This is a genomic window from Mesorhizobium sp. NPDC059054, assembly GCF_042739215.1.
Taxonomy (GTDB): Bacteria; Pseudomonadota; Alphaproteobacteria; order Rhizobiales; family Rhizobiaceae; genus Mesorhizobium.
Genome location: NZ_JBHYHV010000001.1, coordinates 1,493,896 through 1,511,820, shown reverse-complemented (window position 1 = coordinate 1,511,820; position 17,925 = coordinate 1,493,896). Strand labels below are relative to the sequence as shown.

Below are 17,925 nucleotides of genomic sequence, written 5' to 3'. Positions count from 1 at the left end.
GTCAGGTCCTTGGAGGTTGATTAAGGGCATCGAGCAATGCCGACACCATCCGCTGACGCGCAGCAGTACGTTGAGCAACTGGGGCCCCCTGCCGAGCTTCGACGAATTGCCTCATTGCTTGAGCAACAACCTGATCGACAGCGGTATCTCCAATCACCAACGTCTGGGCGAGTTCACTTTCTACTTCGCGCAACTTAGCTTGCTCACTCGTGCTTCGTCGTTCGACAGGAGTGGTTAACAGACCCGCATACAGCGAAAGCCTTTCCTCCATCTCCGGGTCAGCCGTGCTGGAAAGACCAAAGAAATCAGACGTTAATAGCTGGTCTGCTCTCAATCCTTTGATGCTTGGCAGATCGTCCAAGGTTTCAATGTTCTGTTGCTCGTCGCGGACAAGAACTGAAACCTCCCCATCATCGAGTCCTCTCAAACACAAAGGATCGTGAGTTGTGGCAATGAAAGTGACATAAGGAAGAGCGCGCCGCAGAGCTGCCATTACACGCATCTTCCATCTCGGATGAAGGTGAGTTTCGATTTCGTCGATGAGTATGATCGCTCGAGCCTCGTCCAAGTTATCCCAGTGGCCCATCAGCCCGCGCATTACGTCAACGGTCATCGCAAACAGCGATTTGTAACCTTCACTCATTCGGTCGAGCGGCGTGAGCAGTCCGTTGGCACGCACGGACACTCCCATCTCGCCATCTCTTATGAGCTCATCGTCAAGACGAAGAACAAAAACCTCTCTCAACACGCGCGCGACGGCATCAAACTTGTCGCCGCGCAGGCGATTCAACCAAGCACCCGGGTGTCGAATTGTGGCCATCGGATCGAAGAGAGTGCGTACATACCTCTCAGCTCCTCCCTGCCGCATCCGACCACCCTTTGAAAAAAACCGCCGAGGGCCATACGCTAATACTAGTGCAGTCGGACTGCTTGGCCCCTCAAAGACCTGTCTCGCAGGATCCACCCGAAGCTCCACTGGGTCACTCAAACCGAAGAAGTCGATCGCGATTGACATAGGCTCTGGGTCGACCAGCGCCCATCGCCGTGGATCCTTTCGACGGAGGTAGTCGGATGGCGGACCTGCTACCTTGCTCGCCGCCTCAGTGCCAATGAGAGCGAGCGCTATGGCCTCGAGAATGGAGCTTTTTCCGCTAGCATTCTCACCGAGCAGCATCAGACAGGGCGCGCCGTATGTGGAATTCCTTCGTTCTGGAACTTGAAACCGTATTGACCGGAGCGCCTTGAAACCATTGATGTTGATCGAACGAAATTGAAAGTCATGCGCCAGCAGCGGCTGCGCCCTAGCAACCGAAATCATAGGTTCCGAAATAATTGGCCCAGGGATATATGAACCCGTACTGCCCGGATCACTGCGAAATTCACTCAACGCTTCTTCGAGACAAGCTCCGTAAACTTCGGAGTCCATATCTTTGAGGAACGCTTGCAGAGCATCGAATGGACCGCGTGATCGTGAGCGACGTGCTGACCTGTCCCATATATCGTCAACAAATCGCTTCAGCAGCGCACCGGACAAGCCAGGGCGCAACCGCACAAGTTTGTTCAACTCGACGATCACATCGGTCGGTGGCCTACTCGGCGCTACATTCAAGAATTCAAATAGACGATGTGCGGAATCGCGGCGCTCTTCCACCAAATTCCATCGATTTAGATCGAATGTCGCAACTGTGACTTCGCCGCGCTCCGAACTGGGCTCGCACTCGCCATTCCAACGAAAAATCAAATGGCGTGAAGGGTCATCAATATCAGGATCAAGCAAAAGAGCGGCCTCAATGTTCCGAGCTTCATCCAATGATGAAAACGGTGCAGCGCGCCTTCCCTTTACCGGAAAATTCGACTTTTTCGCACGATGGCAATCTCCGCATACAGGATACAAATTGCCCCATTCGTAGGCGAACCAAGCATAGTGTTCGTCTGGAAACTTGGCCGAGCTGTCCGACGCGCTTCTAAGTGGCCGAAAATGATGGACTGGCCATTCCGAGTTTCGGAGATCGTTCTCACAGAACGCGCATCTACCTTCGAACTGTGCATAAAGAGACTTGCGCACGTCCTCTGCGCCGTAGACCCTTGCTTCGAAGGGTATACGGCGTTGTGCTCGTGCCTGGATACTGAGAAGAAGAACCTCCTCCACAGCCCGGCGCGCGGCTATGGCATCATCTGATGCCAGAGTCGGCGGAAAGTTCGCCCCTAAACGACCAACCTTAATCACATCCCTCGCGCTCCAACCGCCTCACCGCTCCTTTCACCCATGCCTATGCTATTTCAGCAGTTGGCCTCCTGCCGTAGTTCGGAGGCGGAGCTGAGGACTCACTAGCTTTCACGCGACACATCTTCGAGTTTAAAAGAGGCCACCATCTCACCGCGCCTCGATCTTCAACGCGTTCAACGTCTCCGGCGTAATCGTCCCCGTAACCTTAAGACCATAGTCCACCTGCATTCGTTGAAGCCCTGCCCTCATTTCAGGCCCCATCAGACCGTTCAATTCGCCGTTGTAGTAGCCAAACGCTAGCATCGCGAACTGCACCTCGAGGACGATCTCTTTGAACTTGTTCGCGTTGCCAGGCAGCGTCCGAAGCGGCGCCGGCGCTGTTGCCGCGGGCGGCTGATATGTGGTCGACGGTGTCGAATAGAGCGGACTCGAAGGTGCCACATAAGACGGCGACGGACTGTTATAGACAGGCGGCCGATACGAATAGCCTCCGGTCGACGATCGATGGCTGCTATGAGAGCTATGGCTCCTGTGTGAGCTGTGGCTGCGGTGCCCCGCCAGCGTGTACACATGGTCCATTTTGAAGATATCGAACAAGGACAGCGACTTACCGCCGTCAGTCAACAATGGCTTTGAAGGTAAGGCCTGCCCCTCTGATGGCATGAAGCCCGCCGCCAACAGCGACGGTATCGCAAACAAGCGCTTTTTCATCAGACCCTACCCAAGCCCACATACCCATGATCTCGCGGGTGCCATTCGAAGAAACCGCCGCAGTCGCCCCTGAGACTGCAGTCCTTGCAGCCATCCATATAGGCCCGCTTCCAATCAGAGATCGTCGACGGTGCTAGATGCCGATACGATCTAGGGACCGTACAGAGAGGGAAATTGAAAAGCCGAACATCGATGCCGCGGCTTCGGGCGATGTCGATGGCCTGCCCGACTGCTCTAAAGCCAGTTGAGCTGTCATAGAACAGTCGGCTCCAGTTTTGCCGTGCGTAACCGATGTTCTCGAGCTGCATGATCGCCCAGGTTTGGATAAACGGCACCGATGTTGTTAGGTATCTGGCGAGCCTGGGGAGTCCCTGGGCATTCGGCTGCATGAGAACTGTGCGCAACTCGATTTGTGCACCAGCTCGTGCCAAGAATGCCAGGCCTGAACGCAGCTTTCCAAAAGCCCCAGTCTTGCCGACGATTTCATCATGGATGACGGGATCAGCCGAGTAGAGGGGTACTCCCCAGACGATCCTTTCGCGATCCAATTCCAGCAACTTCGGGCGGTCGCCTTCTTCGAAATGCTGCCCATTGGTCAGGACGTGAAACCGGAGATCCTCCCTGGCCCGCATAACCCTTTGGAGGAACTTGAAGAGCTCGGCCTTGAAGAGCGTCGGCTCGCCACCCGAGATCCCAATCGTTGCCCCTTCGGGAGCCAACATCGCAGCCTGCTCAAAATACCCGAAAAGGTCGACATGCTGTTTCTTAGGGGGCTGCGAGCACATCACGCAGAGCTGGTCGCAACGCTCCGTCACCAGGAACGTATTGTGGGGTGACGTGCTGCGGATCAAGCGATCAGCGGTTCCTCTTTGTGGATTAACGAGCAGCACATCGCCATCAACATCCGATGGATCGATCCCGAGGATCCGAACTGAACCGACCTCGCCTGCATATTCGGCAACGTCTGCGCCTGCGGTCTCTAGGCTGACATCGAAAGCACTCATGTCAGCCCGTCCATCGACGCTGGCCATACCCTCGAATGACCGGAGCCGGACGACAAATGGCTGTGCGGCCTGTGCCTCGGCTTTGATGCGGAGCGGTGTCATGAATGCACCGCGACCATGCTCGGGTCCCAGGTGCCTATACCCAACCAAGCAGCAACCGAGCCGCGAGCCGCGTCGTCCTGACGGTAGATCACCTCGAATACCTTGTCAAAAATCGACAGGTGTCGACCACAGAACCAGGTGTCGTGGCGCGGCATGTCGATGCGACCGTAGCGGGAGATGTCATCGATAACGTCTGAACCGCAGAACGGCTGGTATGCGCAGTGGATGCAGTCCGGATCGAAGTGGTTGAAGGCGCCGGAATTCAGGATCTCCACCTTCGATCTGTCGATGCCTGTGTTCACATCCCCGATGCTGAGATCGATGCGGCCAATTCTCGACAGCATGCGTGCTTCGTCCGTCGGATAGAATTTCCCGTCGTGATCGATGACGACGTAATCCGAAGCGAAGAACCCGGGATTGCGGATATCGACATGGTTGTCAGCTCCAGAGCGAAGAACCCGCTTTAGGCACTGACTGAAATAGTACTCTTCCATAAAGCGACCGGTGTGGTGATTGCGGTCAATCAGACGGTCGATGAATTCCGAATGGAGCTTGTTCCAGCGGCCTAACGCGTCCGCGCCCTGATCAAGCTTCCGCGCAAACCCCTGATGGTTTATTGGCCGCAGATAGACAGATTTGATCCCATACCGTTCATAGCTGTCGAGAAGTTCCCCGAGATCCGGTGGCGACGAGACATCAATCGTCGGCAGCGCCGAAATCTTCCCCTCAGGATAGCGCGCCACCGCAGCTTCGAGATTTGAGAAGAAAGCCCGCGTGCAGCCCTCGTCATGCGTCCGCTGTCGTTGGTGAGTTGTCGCGTCTCCATCGAGCGAAGTGCTGATGAAAGTGTCATCAGCGTCGAGGAAAGACCACACTCTTTCGTCCAAGTTCTGAAGGTTGGTGCAGACAACGAACTGGGCGCGAGCAAACTTGCCACGGCAAAAGTCGCGTACGATCTCGAGGAGATCGATACGAAGCAGCGGCTCGCCGCCTTGGAACTCAACTTTGATATTCTGGCCTTCGATGGAACCAAGGAAAGCAAGAACTGCGGCCAAAGTTTCGTCGGTCCAATCAAAGCCGCGTGCCTTTTCCGGAGCCCGGGACACCTGGCAGTACCCGCATGCGAGATTGCACCGGAGTGTCGGCACCAGAATGACGTAGTTCAGCTGCTGGGGCTTCGATTGCCGCTGCGACCACCGATAGGCAAAGGATGTCCAAGAAAGATCGAGCTCGTCGTCGGAGGAATGGCCGCCTTCCGTAAGAAAGGATCGATCTCCGTCATTCAACATGTCGCCGGCGTATCGGTTGAGGAAGTTGTCATCCGACTTAAAGAAGCCGCCGGCATCGTCGGCGAATAAAATTCGGCTATCCGCGAGCTCGCGGAACTTGAGCGGCCAGACGTTCATCGCGAGGTTACCGCTGCGACCAGGTTTGCCCTGAGAGGTAAGGTCTCTGCGTAGATCTTCTCGCGGTAGAGGGTATGGAGGAACGCACGCCGAATGTCGGAGCTGCGGCGGTTGCAACCGGAAATCTCGGCCATCCCGTTTTCTATCCGCACCGTCAGTTCGGGAAACTGGACCTGAAATCTGACGCAGGCACTCGAAACAAAGGCTTCGAACTGCGGCGCAATAGCAACCGTCAGAATAGAATCCGACTCTGAAATGATATTACCCACAGCCCGCTCTCCCCGACGGGGATAGTGCACGTGTTATGCTTGTAATCAAGTGACGTTAATGGGTCCAGAGTCAACGAATTTCCAGCTGGCGAGCAAACGCAACGGAAATCCAGAATCCAGCTTGCATTGTAAGGATGAGGCAGCGATCTTTCGAGCGCTCTGGGGAGGGCTTGGCAATGGATTGGAGAGCAGTCTTGACGCTTGCTGGCATGTTAATTGTTCGCAGGCGCGTGTCGGCAGACGTTTTCCTCGCAAGGAAGTGGATTTTCATTGGGGCTTTAGTCGCATTAGTCGCAAGTTCTGCATCCGCATCTCCGAGCTTCGATTGCACAAAGGCGAAGCGTCCCGATGAGGTTGCTATTTGCGCCAATCCCTACTTGGCCCAAACTGACCTAGAAACAACAACAGCCTATGAGAGCTTCAAAGCACGAAATCGGAAGAAGGCTATTTCGATTGCAAAAGCGTTCCTGGCGCGACGGCATGCCTGTGGGGCAGACGAAGCTTGCATCGCACTCAGTCAACAATGGGCGCTAATACAATTCGAGGCCAGCCCTGCCAACAAGATCGAACCTGTCGTTTCAGGAACCACCGCCAATCCTCCCAAGCCCGACCCTGCAATGGCTGTTACCAATCCATGGCCAGCTGCTTTTGCACGGAGGGATTTCAGGCTTGGGATGAGTCTGCGGGAATTCCGATCTGCCCCGTATCCCGACCCGGACAAGAATCCGAACGCCTATCTAGTTTGCAGCAACGATCCGCGGGCAGAGCAGCTCGGTTATTCGTCGGCACGGCTCTATCCCGACAAATTGGCGGCTGCAGGGGTCGTCTTCTGTTCATACTTTTACGACGTTCAGATGAGCTACGGCAGCCCTATGGTCATGGAAGCCGGGATCGTTCTGGGCGATGTTAGCGTGATGACTGGGTTCTATTTCATTCCAGATGATGCCGGCGTTCAAAGGCTGTTTTGGATATCTACTGAGGGTCCCTCCGACAGCTTCGCCAGCCTCCAACAACTTATGCGCAAGGCATATGGGGAACCGACACAACGTGTCGAGACATGGCAGAACAAACTGGGAAACAAGTTCGAGAACGATGTGCTCACGTGGTCGAATAGTTCGAGCCAGATAGAATTCCGCCACTACGGATCGACAATAAACAAGTTCGAACTTCGGCACACGCTGACACCCCTGTGGGACAAACTGTCAAAATCCTTAGATGTCCAAAACAGCGACGCAGCGAAGAAATTGTGACCTCAGGAAAGGCGGTATGCCAATAAGGCTGAGCAGGTCAGCTACTGGCCGTCCATTTCCAGGGTGCGGTACTCACCACTTTCGTTGTCGTAGACTTCCACCTCCACAGTGGATCCGTGGCGACTGATGTCTTCGACCGTGACATCGCGATACTCGCCGGCATCGTAGTCGTAAATCTCGATGTCTCGACCCGTCCGAACAAGGTTGCCTTTCTCGATTTCTACCGAGTTACCGGTGCTGGTATCGACTCCATCCCACGCAAAGGCATTCAATGGAAACAAGAGTAAGCATGAGAAAGCGCCCGCCCGGTAGGTAAGCATTGGTGTACTCCGATCGCGATTGAGTTGATGTGGCGAATGAATCACAGGTCTTCCGGGCATGTTTCTACGCGCTCCAGCCAGGCCACGTAGAGTCGACCATTGGTTGTCCTCCGCAGTAGCCGTCGTAGACGAACCGGCCAGTTGCACGATCCCGGCAGCGCCAGATCAATGTGTAGTTTGGGCCGTAGAATTGATCCCAGGCCACGCCATAGGATGGTGGATAGTATCCTCCTCCCCCATAGCCGCCATTATTGGCAGCCACAGCTGCGGCGGCGGCGCCGAGCCCTGCCGCAGCAACCCCGGTTGCAACGGAGTTGTCCGACGCGATCAGCTTCATGCACTTCTCAGCAGAAGCACCGCGACGAACAAGCAGCCTGACAATTTTGGCTTTGTACGCGTCGTCGTAGTTTGCCGTTAGCATCCGGCATAAACTAAGCGTGCTTTCGCCCGTGAGGTCTTTTTGTGCGATCGATGTATTCGTTGTACAGCCACCAAAAGATAATGCGGCTGCCAACAACAGTGGAAGATGTTTCATATCGGTCCCCCCCAAGGCCAATTCTTGGGGCGAAATCCCATATGATGTCTAGTCCCTTCCGCTGGGCCATACTATTTGCGCTGGCGATGCCCTTCTTTGGGCGACCAGCGCTAGCCTCGTGCAACAACTTGGCAGCCTGCTCGGCGTCGGTTTTCTTGCGTTAGTTCTTCAGCTTAATCGCGGTAAGTCTGCAGAGGCCTTTCAATGCGCACTCGCCTTGGCGATGACACTGACTAGCGGTTCTACCTGCGGGAAGGATCTTAAACCAATGATCGCCGCAGACCTGACGCCTATCAAGGCGCATATGCTGGAGCGAACGGCCTTGCTCCGCCTTTTTGCGCCCGACGTCAATTGGTGAAAAAGTTGAAAGTTCCACAAAGCCCGGGACTGTGTATGTCCTTTGGCTCCTTCGAACTATCGAAGACGGCGACGCTAAGTAGAGAGTTCCCGTTCGATATGGACTCATGGAAAACGATATAGCGCGCTCCATCCCCACAAAGTGTGTTGCCGTTGAGGAGCTTGCCTGGATCCCTCGCCATTTTGAACACTTCGGCGGTCACGTTCTTGTTGTCGACATCATCCCACTGACGCCATGATGCGCCGAGGGACGTCAGCTGGATTTTCTTGCCGTTACCGAAAGTGATGGTCATTTTGCTGCCAGGCGTGGCGAAGTCCCGATGACCGGAAAGCCCTATCGAACCCGTGATAGACCGGGCTGTTTTGCTGTAAGCCTCGAACGTCCGCTTGTCCTGCCACAGGTGGTGTTCGGGAGCCGATCGCCCCGACACCGGTCCGGCTACGATGGAGGCCGTGATGGCGAGAGCCAGAGGATATCTATAGTTCAATCTTTTCATTCTAGCTGCCCTTCTTCGCCGCCCAAGTCGATACAAGAAACGTCGCCATTGTCCCCGACAGATTGACGGCCAGCTGTGCATGACGGGCGGCAGGTTTTACTTTTTTGGGACCGGGGCTGTGGGCGTCGCCGATCTTGTTCCGCAGTGATCCCAAGGACTCGACCACCGACTGGCAGCTTCCAAGAATCTTCTTGAAAACGGGTTCGGTATGATTGTCAGGAGCAAGGTTCAGGATCGTCGCCAATTTTCGGTACAAGCCTGGGAGGTCGTCCTTTTCCTCAAACGCATCCCCAGCCTCGGTAATGATCCATTTGCATACATCCTCAAGTAACGTCCTGGCCAACGTGATCGCGCCTTCGGGGTCTGCATCTCGTCGGTCGAGCGCCTGGGCCCATCGCGCGTGCACGGTGTCAGGATCGAAGTCCGCAAGGGTCTGCGATATCGCATCGTCAGCCGGACTGCCGATAGCAGCAGGCTGCACCTCATAAACCGGGCTTCCCGATAGTCGCCGGGTGATGATCAGCCGGTAGCCATCGTGGTGCAGGTGTTCGTTGATCACCGCGGCGATATCGGATTGATAGACAGACGATTGGGTAAGCGGGCTTGTGACCTCTTCCAAGAATCGAAAGAATTGCTTTTGTGAAGATGTAAGGTAGCCGACCGCCTCCAACGTTTCTCGGTTGTTCCAGTTGTTGTTTCGACCGATCGCATTGAAGAGGTCATCATCCAGCGTCTGTTCCGACGGAGCATCCGCGAAGACCGAAGGCATCCGATGCGTAGGCCAAACGCGGCGAATGAAGGCCAGATCTTCAAACTCGGTGCTGTACGGTCGTTTGTCGAAAAGAGCCATGATCCGACGTCGGGTAAGTTCGGAAACCGCTGCCTGGCCAATTTCTTGAATTTTGGCCAAGGCCTCCGCTAGATCGTAGGAGTCGACCTCCTCAACCAAGCGCTGAGCGATAGGGATCATTTCGGACGCAGACTTCTCTAGCAGACGTCGTTCCGCATACTTGAATTTGCTTTTGAAGGACTCATCGCGATCTCCATCCCGCAGCCCGAGACGGCTGCACAACGATGGCACCTCGTTGGCGCTGAAACCGGAGATCGCGAACGCCAGTGCGGTTCTAAGCTGTTTGACCGCCGTCGTCGGATACTGCTGTGCTGCCTGCTGTTTCAACCCGCGGCCCTCCCCCTTTCAATTTACACGCGAATTCAGTGGCGGTGCCAGTCAAACGAACCTTTATCTGGACTCGCATGATCTCCATTTGTTCGTGACCATTTCCACGATTGAGCAACCGGCCGCTTCCTGCATCTGCTCCAGACGAGGATTGCCCGGTGGCGAACATGCGGAGCACTATCAGAAAAACGCGGGCAGAGTCCGCTCGACGCTAATGTTCGGTGTCCTGTAGGAACAGGCTAAAACAAAAACAGAAAAGACCCGCGCGCCAACGGCGCGAGGCCCGCCGCCTGAGGCGGAACCCAAAACATGGCCGAATCAGCAATCTCCGCAAGGGATCTAAATTTTTCGTTGGCACGCTCGCCTCTCACTGAACTCGAAGAGCGCGCGCCGGTCGTCGCAACGTGCGAAAAGTATCGTCTTTTCAAAGCACTGACAAGAAAGCGCACCGTGCACCCAAATGATGCACGGTGCGGAACGCGCCAAGAACCTGAATAAAAACAACCAACCGACCGGCGCGCACGTTGCGGCCTTTTATCCTGCCATCATAATCGGTTGTACTTTTCGTTATTTGATCGACATCGTCATTTCTTTTATATTTTGCGATAATTCACGAATCTATACGATATGTCACGCTTCCGCTCTCCAGCTTTGAATTCCGATGCGCCGTGCAGTCTTCCGCGCTCTGCGATGGGGTAGCAGCGCTGCTTATTTGCAGCGTTCGAACCGTCGCGGCGCACTCTTCCATCGGAGTGACAGAGCAGCGTCACAGGCAATCGAGCGCGGTCCGGCCGTCTTGCGATCGGCGCGGCCGCAGGCATGATAACGTGCGTTCCGTCGTTCCTGGTCTGCATCAGCCTCATCCGCCGCAGCGGACCTCCTTGTCTCAGATGGTGTCCGTCAGCGTGCGGACGCCATGCGTTTCAATTGCGCTCGAACCGTTCATCGATGCGCTCCCAGAAGCTTGCGGGCCTTGCCATGCGCGCGCGGGCGGTGGCTGTTCAGTCTGCCGCCGGATCGCCGACATAGAACGTGCCATCCGACCCTTTCCAACATCGACCATCACTGCCACAAAATGCTACATTGATACGAATGAGGCACCTGCGAGACCTCAAGGGTCACGGACCTGACCATCCTCAATTGCGATAACTCTGCCGGCCATGGCGATAGTCGATGGCCGGTGCGCCACGATCACGCGACTGATGCGGAGATCCGCGAGCGCTCGGTTGACGAGAAACTCGTTGGTCTCGTCGAGATGGCTTGTTGCTTCGTCCAGGAACAAGATACGTGGTTTGCGGTAGAGGGCGCGCGCAAGAAACAAGCGCTGCTTTTGCCCCCCCGAAAGCGCGCTGCCCATATCGCCGACCAGCGATTCATAGCCCATGGGCATCATGTGGATTTCGCCGTCGATCGCTGCCAGACGTGCGCACTCCTCGATCCAAGCAGGGTCCGAATGAGGATCAAAGGCAGATATGTTTTCAGACAGTGTACCTGCAAACAGCTGGTCGTCCTGAAGAACACAGCCCGTGATCTTCCGATAATTGGAGAGTCCAACATCACGGATGTCGTTGCCGTCCAGGCAGATTCGCCCTTGCGTAGGATGAATCAACCCCGAAAGGATCTTCAGCAATGTGCTCTTTCCGCAGCCAGAGGGGCCGGTAATGGCGACGCTTTCGCCCGCTGCAATCGTCAGATTGATCCCCTCCAACACATCCGGTTCGCCGTCGCCATAGCGGAAACGGATCCCCTGCGCCTCAAGGTGGCCTGCCACAATACCGGTCGAAGTTCCAATCCGTGAGACGCCTTTGTGCGCTTCGGGCTGGGCCAGTGCGATATCACTTAGCCGTTCCTCTTGCAGGGACAGCATCTGCAGCTTGAAAATCATGTTGATCAGTTCGGTGACACGACTGGTGAACTGCTCCTGATAGGACGAGAACGCCATGAGCATGCCAACGGTCAAACGACCCTCGATCACTGCACGGCTGCCGATCCAGAGCACGAGAACCCGCGCGAAGCCGAACAGCAACCCATTGATCCCAGCGAAAGCGATATCGAGCTTGTCTGTCTTGAGATCGGCATTAACGGCGTCGACCAACGTGTTGAGCCATACGCTTTGGCGTCGTTCTTCGAGGCCAAGAGCCTTGACGCTGCTTGCGCCGCGAATGGACTCCATGAAGTGGGTATTTTCTCTCGCGCGATAGACGAGCTCCGCTTCCGATGCCGCGCGGTAAGGCCGATGGAACAGAATTCGAACCAGCACGTAGAGCAGCGTCGAGGCCAGGGACATTGCAGCCAGGGGCGGGCTGTAGAGAAACATCATGAACAGCATGCCGGCAACCATCACGCTGTCCATAGTGGAACTAACAAGATCCGTGGTTAGCGTATCCTGGATGGTCCTGATCGAACCGAAGCGCGACACCACATCGCCGACATGGCGCTTTTCGAACCACGACAGCGGCAGGCGTATCAGATGAGAAAACAGGCCAATATCCCATTGGACGGCAAGCCGGGTCATAAGCACCATTGTCGCCCATGAGCGGACAAAACCAATTACCGTCTGCAGCAGGACCAGCAGCGCCAGGCCGATCGTGACCACCGTGACGAGATCGAGATCAGCGCTCACAATAGCTTGGTCGATGACCAGTTGAAGGCCAAGCGGCGAGAGAATGGCGAAGACCTCAAGACAAAGAGCAAGCAGGAATATCTGTCCCAAAGCGCGCTTGAGACCAACGACACCTCTGAACAAGCTCAACAGTTGAAATCGGTTTTGCTCTACCCTCGGCGAGAAGGATGGAGCCGGCCAAACTTCAAGAGCGACACCGGTAAAGCTTTGATCAAGTTCCTTTCGGGAGACATGACGGCGCCCGCGGGCGGGGTCGTGGATGACCGCCCCGTTGGCAGTGACCTTGTCCAGGACGACGAAGTGGCTGAAGTCCCAATGGAGGACGCAGGGCGTTTTTAACTCTCGCAGGTCATCAAGTGCCACTTGGACCGCGCGGGTCGACAACAGGAGCTTGTTGGCGAGCTCGGCAATATTGAATAGCGTCATGCCCTTCAGGGAGGCGCTGAATTTATGGCGCATGCTGCTGATATCGATGTGATGGCCGTGATGGGATGCGATCATTGCCAAGCTGGCGAGGCCGCATTCAGCTGCTTCCGTTTGCAGTATCAATGGCAAGCGTGATCTGAAGCCGAAAAAGAGATTTTCCAGATAGGTCACTTGATGTCGCCCTCGCTGGAAAGCGTGCCTCGCAGGCTGTAAAGTGGCTCAAGCAACCACTGATAAACCGGCCTCCTGTCCAGAAACACGTCGGCTTCCACGGCCATGCCTGGCCGGATAGGCTCCTTCTTGCCGTAAGCAGCGACATAATTTTGTTCCGGCCGGACGAGAACTCGATACAGGCCAGCGGACGGATCGTTCGTAGGGGAGGGTCCCCTTTCGGGCAGGGTAATCATGTCTATATCGCCCGGCCTCAAACTGACCCGGGAGAAACTTGTGACAATTCCCGGATGGAGGCCGAACTTCTGGTAAGGAAAGGCTGCATAGCGCAGCATGACTTTGGCGTTCTCATGCATGAAGCCGATGGTGCTACTCGACCCAAACAGATGAACTTCCAGTTGGGATTGGCTTGGCAGGATCGACAACAACGGCGTCCCGGCGGCAACGAATTGTCCCGACTGGACCAGGATGGCTGCAACATTCCCGGTTCTTGGCGTGGTAACATCTATCTGTCTGCGGGCTTCACTCTCGACGAGATCGCGCTCGATGGTGCTGATTTGTCTGCGCAACTGGCTGATGACTGAGGCTGCCTTCGAATCGAAACCTGCAAGCTTTGTGCGCACCTCTGCCAATCTTTGCTCTAGGCGAATGGCTTCACGGTGCAAATTCTCCAACTCCTGCTCTTTTTGGATGCGGCTTTCCATGCGAGCGAAAGCCTCCCGCTGCAGGACAACGTGGCGACGAACCAGTTCGTCATATTTATCCGAGATGATGCTCAACAGAGCTGCGTGGCTGGCCGTGAGTTTTGTCTGAACCTGCACCTGATCCATTTCTCGGAGCAGACCCTGTTCTTCTCTCGTCAGTCCGGCTTTCTCAATCCGATCGAGATCCTGCTGGCGCACGATCTCGGCGGCCAACTCGCTTAGCTGCTTGCGCAGCAGGAGCGCGGCCGTCGCCTGAGTATCTCCCAGCGACGTCGTGCTATCGGAGGTGATGGTGTAGAGGGATTGTCCTTGGCGAACCTCGCTGCCATCGACAACGTTCAACGAGGTCACGCGGCCTGCGTTGGGCGCAAAAACCCTCACAATCCCTGCACTTGGGGTGACAACGCCGGTCAGGCGTACGCGGCGCGTATACTCACCAAAGATCAGATAGCTGGTGATCGCCAGAACGATGGCAACCCCCAACGCGACCGCGACCGAAACGCCGAGTGGACGCAGTAACACCACATGACCAAACAAGGTGTCTTTTTGGGCAGCAATGGCTTCCGAACGAAAAAGAGGTTCATTCAAGCTTGCCCCCAAAATTCGAAGTCGATTGTTAGTTTTCGAAGTGATTTTGCATTAATTCATTGAAATTTTGGAGGCAACGCGCATCAATTTGTGAATTTATTGTGGAGATTTTGTATAGTTATTGTGGAGATACAATATTTTTTATATGATATTGACCAGTAATATGAAAGACGTAAGATTTATACGCTAGTTGTCTTCTTCCTGTAGAATTTTGATGGCGATGGCGCAGATATTATTCAGTATTCAAAGCAAATGAGGACCAATATGCGTGAACTTTCGGTCGAAGAAATGAAGCTTGTGGCAGGCGGCGGACGCGGCGGGAGTGGCGGTCGCGGGCGCGGCGGCGGCAATGGACACGGGCGCGACAAGAAGGGTGACAGGCCGACCAAGCGGGATGCCGACTGGTCGCACAACAAACCAGGTGTGCCTGGATCTGATAGTCCGCGTTGGGGTGGTGGTCGCTCCGGGCGGTAGCGGATCGAATGTTGATCGTCCCCACCTAGCTTAGGGCTAGTAAGCTCCGTCGCGTGTATCTTTGCACGTGACGGACTTGCTATTTGGCAGGCACCGCGGCTGACCTATTAGGCAGATGAATCCGGCGTTCCGCGGGCCATTCTGGGAAATTCGCCGAGGCTTTGCGGTCGGAAACTGCAAGGGACAGCAGATACTACCAGCATCTGGAATCGAACAACTCAGCCGGGCCCTTTCGGTATTCAGAGTAGGCCTGCAGGTATAGCTTCGCGTAAGTGAACCAGTTCGATTTCAACAGCTGCCACCGGAAATCTTCAGCGTCGACTGATCCCAGATGCAACAGGTAAATCGTATCCAGAAGGCATAGCCCGCGCGCTGCATGTTTGTTGGCGATATCTATATTTTCACTGTCGGACAGCGGTTTGACGATATTGGCGACATCGTCATAGTCATCCAGCAAGGTCTTCAGCCTGAATGGTCCGTTGAGGTCATTTTGCTGAATAAGTCCTTGAAATATTTCCTGGGTGATAGTGTCATTCGTGTGTTCACGGAATTTTGCCTCCACAACGGTCGAGTCGTTCCTGGTAGAAACAAAAAATACTCCCTTGGTCGGGCTGGCGTTGTTTAGCTTGTAACTTACGTCTCCTTCGATAACAGCCATTGCCGGGACTGCATTGGGGTGTGAAGCCCGAATTTTATCACTTTCTTCCACGAGTTCGTTGTAAGGTATTCTATTGTATTCGGCGTTGAACAAAAAGCCGGTTCCAAAAACCATGTTCGTCGGACCCAGTCTAAATCTCTCCCAAAGGAGATCATCCCGTTTGCTGCCATAGAGCTTTGAAATCGCGCCGTGCAGCTTGTCGGTGAAGTCAGCTATGTAGCTGGGCCGAAAAGCATATCGATCCTTTTTGTAGCCAACATAGACATAGTAATCGTCGCGGAAGTCGAAATCTGGATTGACGTTTCGAAACGTTACGGTCGAACCCATAAGCCTTGTCATCACACTGAATGCTGACTTCACTCTGGTGAGGTACGCAGGGTCGATTTCGGAATCGATTGCAACCGTCAGCGCGCGGCGCACCGCGAATGGAAAGCTGTGTTCGCGGCTGGGCAGGAAATTCACGCGAATGGGGGTGTTCGAGTACATCGCCTCGACAAAACCGAGATAAAGCGTTCGCGCGGCATCGATGCGCCGGAAGACACCATAGGCTGGCACAGCAGCTAAAGCGCAGACGAGCGCGATGGCTGCTATGACGGCCAGATAGGTGCGGTTTCTAATCCGACGTTGCGTGAGGTATTGGCGCGTCATGATGCATTACCGATGGCAGCTTTGGTATCGTTGGATGCCGGCTCTTGTTGGATTGAGGAGTTCAAACCGCCTCCAGCAACCCTCTGTACGCGCTGGCATGCTGCTGCCTGTCCCCGCCGCACGAAAAAACTTCACTTCCTCAGTCGATTTCTAGGGGGCGGGTTCCAGAATATGTCGAAGATAAAGAGACTATTTTTCCTACGGTTGTCTCGTCAATATGCTGGCTATGATCTGCATGGATCCTGCACATAACCTGAAGTAATTCTTCACAAAACAGACGGTGCACCGTTCTTGTGGTCCGACGCGCGACTACACGAGCCCGTGCCGGCTCGGCCAGCTGGCCATGCGTATCCGTGTCTCCCGTCACCGGCACCCCAAAAGAGAATGGTGCCATCGCCATTCCACGGAAGCTCAACCATTCCTCCACTTGATATTCACGGTAGGCCAACAAATGCATGCGTTGAAGGCTGGCGGGGCTTTTCGAGCCAGCATCAGAGCTGCCTCGCGATCAGGGCTGCGCGCTTCGTAAGGCCGGCGTCGCTCGATGCTGACCAGATAAGCGTTCGCTGTCTCGGTCGAGGACCCTACCGGCATGAAAAAGTGCATTGTGCCAATCGCATTTGCGGCCATGTTGATGGGGTGCAGCGGTGGCTCTTCGCTCGAGGGCAATTGGCGACATGAGCGAGGGGGCGTCCTAAGCTTTTGGAGCGACGGCAGGCTGACACTGACCGACACGAACGGCCGTACCTATTCCGGTAAGTGGAAAGACAATTGGAAGAACCGATACTCGAGTGAGGTCGAGCTGACGCTCGATGGCATGCCCGACAGCAGCCTGGAGAAGTGCAACTACCAGATCACCGTCGAAGGCGGAGTTAGCACTCTTTGGGTAGAAGGCTGCATCCTTACCGGCATTCTCAAGAAGCAATGATCTGCAGAATTCACATCACGGAGAACCTTAGGCGAGCCCGGCGACCGCATGATCATGTATGGTCAGCCGTTGCCCATGCCACCCTTTCAGGCTTCTTCCGCATCGGAATATCGAGTGGAGCCGAGAATGACCAATTCAGGAAAGACGGTGTTAGCGCTCGACCTCATTGAGGCTGGATTTGCCGCTGTCCTCGTGGCTGCTCTTCTCGCCATCTTTGCTGTATTTTTTGCGCACGCTGGGTTTGCGACCGGGTTGAAGGACTTGTTTCGCAATCTGCGAGGCGATGTAACTGTCATGGCAGGCATTGCCGGGCTCCTTTTGATAGGCCTCAACTTGGGCATTGTATTGTTCGTGTGCATGGCGCTGGCTACCAAGTCATGGCTGCATAGAATTGCTGGACGACACATTGCCCATCTTCTCGGGCGACTCCAGCGTTCATAGTTCCGGCACTACATCGGCGGCTCTGCCGCTTCCCAAACAGCAGAGCAAAAAATGCCGCCCGTGATTTCGGTGCAATATCTAGATCGTTTGCGAAACCCGCACCTATGAAGGACTGGTCTAGTTATCCTGCCTGTGAGCTTCTGATCCATCTAACGCGAACGGCCCTGCAATGTCTTTCCGGCGTCAGCGACGAATGCGATGCTGCCAACCCAGCAGGCACGCATCGTCGCTACCAGCGCCGAGATGCGGCGCATAACCTTTCAGCGCTTAGAACTATAAGGGGGCCTCCGGCTGAAGTTCACGATCGGGAGTCACCGGCAATCAGAGATCGATGTCTTCTCAAATCTTTCCGAAAACCGTATCTAACGTCCCAATTTGTCCAATAAGCCACGAAATTCGGGCTGAGACG

Annotated in this window: 16 protein-coding genes; 4 read left to right on the top strand and 12 right to left on the bottom strand. The window is 55.1% G+C overall.

The window, feature by feature from the left end:
• Window position 1: 1 nt before the first annotated feature.
• The 5 genes from ACFWXH_RS07235 to ACFWXH_RS07215 form a co-directional block, all read right to left on the bottom strand.
• Window positions 2–2,227 (bottom strand): AAA family ATPase, encoded by a 2,226-nt coding sequence (locus tag ACFWXH_RS07235; RefSeq protein ID WP_379112636.1) that lies wholly within the window; start codon window positions 2,225–2,227, stop codon window positions 2–4.
• A 147-nt stretch (window positions 2,228–2,374) separates the two neighbouring features.
• Window positions 2,375–2,938: a His-Xaa-Ser repeat protein HxsA gene (hxsA, locus tag ACFWXH_RS07230; RefSeq protein WP_379112639.1), complete on the bottom strand. Its 564-nt coding sequence runs from the start codon at window positions 2,936–2,938 to the stop codon at window positions 2,375–2,377.
• Entirely contained in the window at window positions 2,938–3,942 is a 1,005-nt protein-coding gene (hxsC, locus tag ACFWXH_RS07225; RefSeq protein WP_379112642.1) for a His-Xaa-Ser system radical SAM maturase HxsC, read from the bottom strand. The genes hxsA and hxsC overlap by 1 nt, the downstream gene beginning before the upstream one ends.
• 98 nt (window positions 3,943–4,040) lie before the next feature.
• Window positions 4,041–5,450, bottom strand: a complete 1,410-nt coding sequence (hxsB, locus tag ACFWXH_RS07220) for a His-Xaa-Ser system radical SAM maturase HxsB (protein ID WP_379112645.1) — start codon at window positions 5,448–5,450, stop codon at window positions 4,041–4,043.
• Entirely contained in the window at window positions 5,447–5,719 is a 273-nt protein-coding gene (locus ACFWXH_RS07215; RefSeq protein WP_379112648.1) for a hypothetical protein, read from the bottom strand. Before ACFWXH_RS07215 ends, hxsB begins: the two co-directional genes overlap by 4 nt.
• Window positions 5,720–5,913: 194 nt before the next feature.
• Here ACFWXH_RS07215 and ACFWXH_RS07210 point away from each other — a divergent pair, with 194 nt between their 5' ends.
• Window positions 5,914–6,969, top strand: a complete 1,056-nt coding sequence (locus ACFWXH_RS07210; protein WP_379112651.1) for a lysozyme inhibitor LprI family protein — start codon at window positions 5,914–5,916, stop codon at window positions 6,967–6,969.
• 41 nt (window positions 6,970–7,010) lie between these two features.
• On the opposite strand, the gene ACFWXH_RS07205 is transcribed toward ACFWXH_RS07210, so the two are convergent.
• The 6 genes from ACFWXH_RS07205 to ACFWXH_RS07180 all read right to left on the bottom strand — a co-directional run bounded on the left by ACFWXH_RS07205 (window position 7,011) and on the right by ACFWXH_RS07180 (window position 14,367).
• Window positions 7,011–7,289: a DUF5334 family protein gene (locus ACFWXH_RS07205; RefSeq protein WP_379112654.1), complete on the bottom strand. Its 279-nt coding sequence runs from the start codon at window positions 7,287–7,289 to the stop codon at window positions 7,011–7,013.
• A 64-nt stretch (window positions 7,290–7,353) separates the two neighbouring features.
• Entirely contained in the window at window positions 7,354–7,824 is a 471-nt protein-coding gene (locus tag ACFWXH_RS07200; protein WP_379112656.1) for a hypothetical protein, read from the bottom strand.
• Between the two features lie 347 nt (window positions 7,825–8,171).
• Entirely contained in the window at window positions 8,172–8,678 is a 507-nt protein-coding gene (locus ACFWXH_RS07195; RefSeq protein ID WP_379112659.1) for a hypothetical protein, read from the bottom strand.
• A gap of 1 nt (window position 8,679) precedes the next feature.
• On the bottom strand, window positions 8,680–9,855 hold the full coding sequence (locus ACFWXH_RS07190) for an abortive infection family protein (RefSeq protein ID WP_379112661.1): 1,176 nt from the start codon (window positions 9,853–9,855) through the stop codon (window positions 8,680–8,682).
• Between the two features lie 1,111 nt (window positions 9,856–10,966).
• Entirely contained in the window at window positions 10,967–13,075 is a 2,109-nt protein-coding gene (locus ACFWXH_RS07185; protein WP_379112664.1) for a peptidase domain-containing ABC transporter, read from the bottom strand.
• Window positions 13,072–14,367, bottom strand: a complete 1,296-nt coding sequence (locus ACFWXH_RS07180; protein WP_379112667.1) for an HlyD family secretion protein — start codon at window positions 14,365–14,367, stop codon at window positions 13,072–13,074. The genes ACFWXH_RS07185 and ACFWXH_RS07180 overlap by 4 nt, the downstream gene beginning before the upstream one ends.
• Window positions 14,368–14,631: 264 nt before the next feature.
• On the opposite strand from ACFWXH_RS07180, the gene ACFWXH_RS07175 reads away from it, so the two are divergent.
• Window positions 14,632–14,841, top strand: coding sequence for a hypothetical protein (locus tag ACFWXH_RS07175; protein WP_379112670.1), 210 nt, complete (start codon window positions 14,632–14,634; stop codon window positions 14,839–14,841).
• Window positions 14,842–15,034: 193 nt separating this feature from the next.
• On the opposite strand, the gene ACFWXH_RS07170 is transcribed toward ACFWXH_RS07175, so the two are convergent.
• The gene (locus ACFWXH_RS07170) at window positions 15,035–16,147 is read right to left on the bottom strand and encodes a hypothetical protein (RefSeq protein ID WP_379112672.1); all 1,113 of its coding nucleotides are present in this window, start codon (window positions 16,145–16,147) and stop codon (window positions 15,035–15,037) included.
• A 592-nt stretch (window positions 16,148–16,739) separates the two neighbouring features.
• Between ACFWXH_RS07170 and ACFWXH_RS07165 the strand changes: the two genes are divergently transcribed.
• A complete protein-coding gene (locus tag ACFWXH_RS07165; protein ID WP_379112674.1) occupies window positions 16,740–17,075 on the top strand; it encodes a hypothetical protein in 336 nt (111 codons plus the stop codon).
• 126 nt (window positions 17,076–17,201) lie between these two features.
• Window positions 17,202–17,516 (top strand): hypothetical protein, encoded by a 315-nt coding sequence (locus ACFWXH_RS07160; protein ID WP_379112677.1) that lies wholly within the window; start codon window positions 17,202–17,204, stop codon window positions 17,514–17,516.
• Window positions 17,517–17,925: the final 409 nt, after the last annotated feature.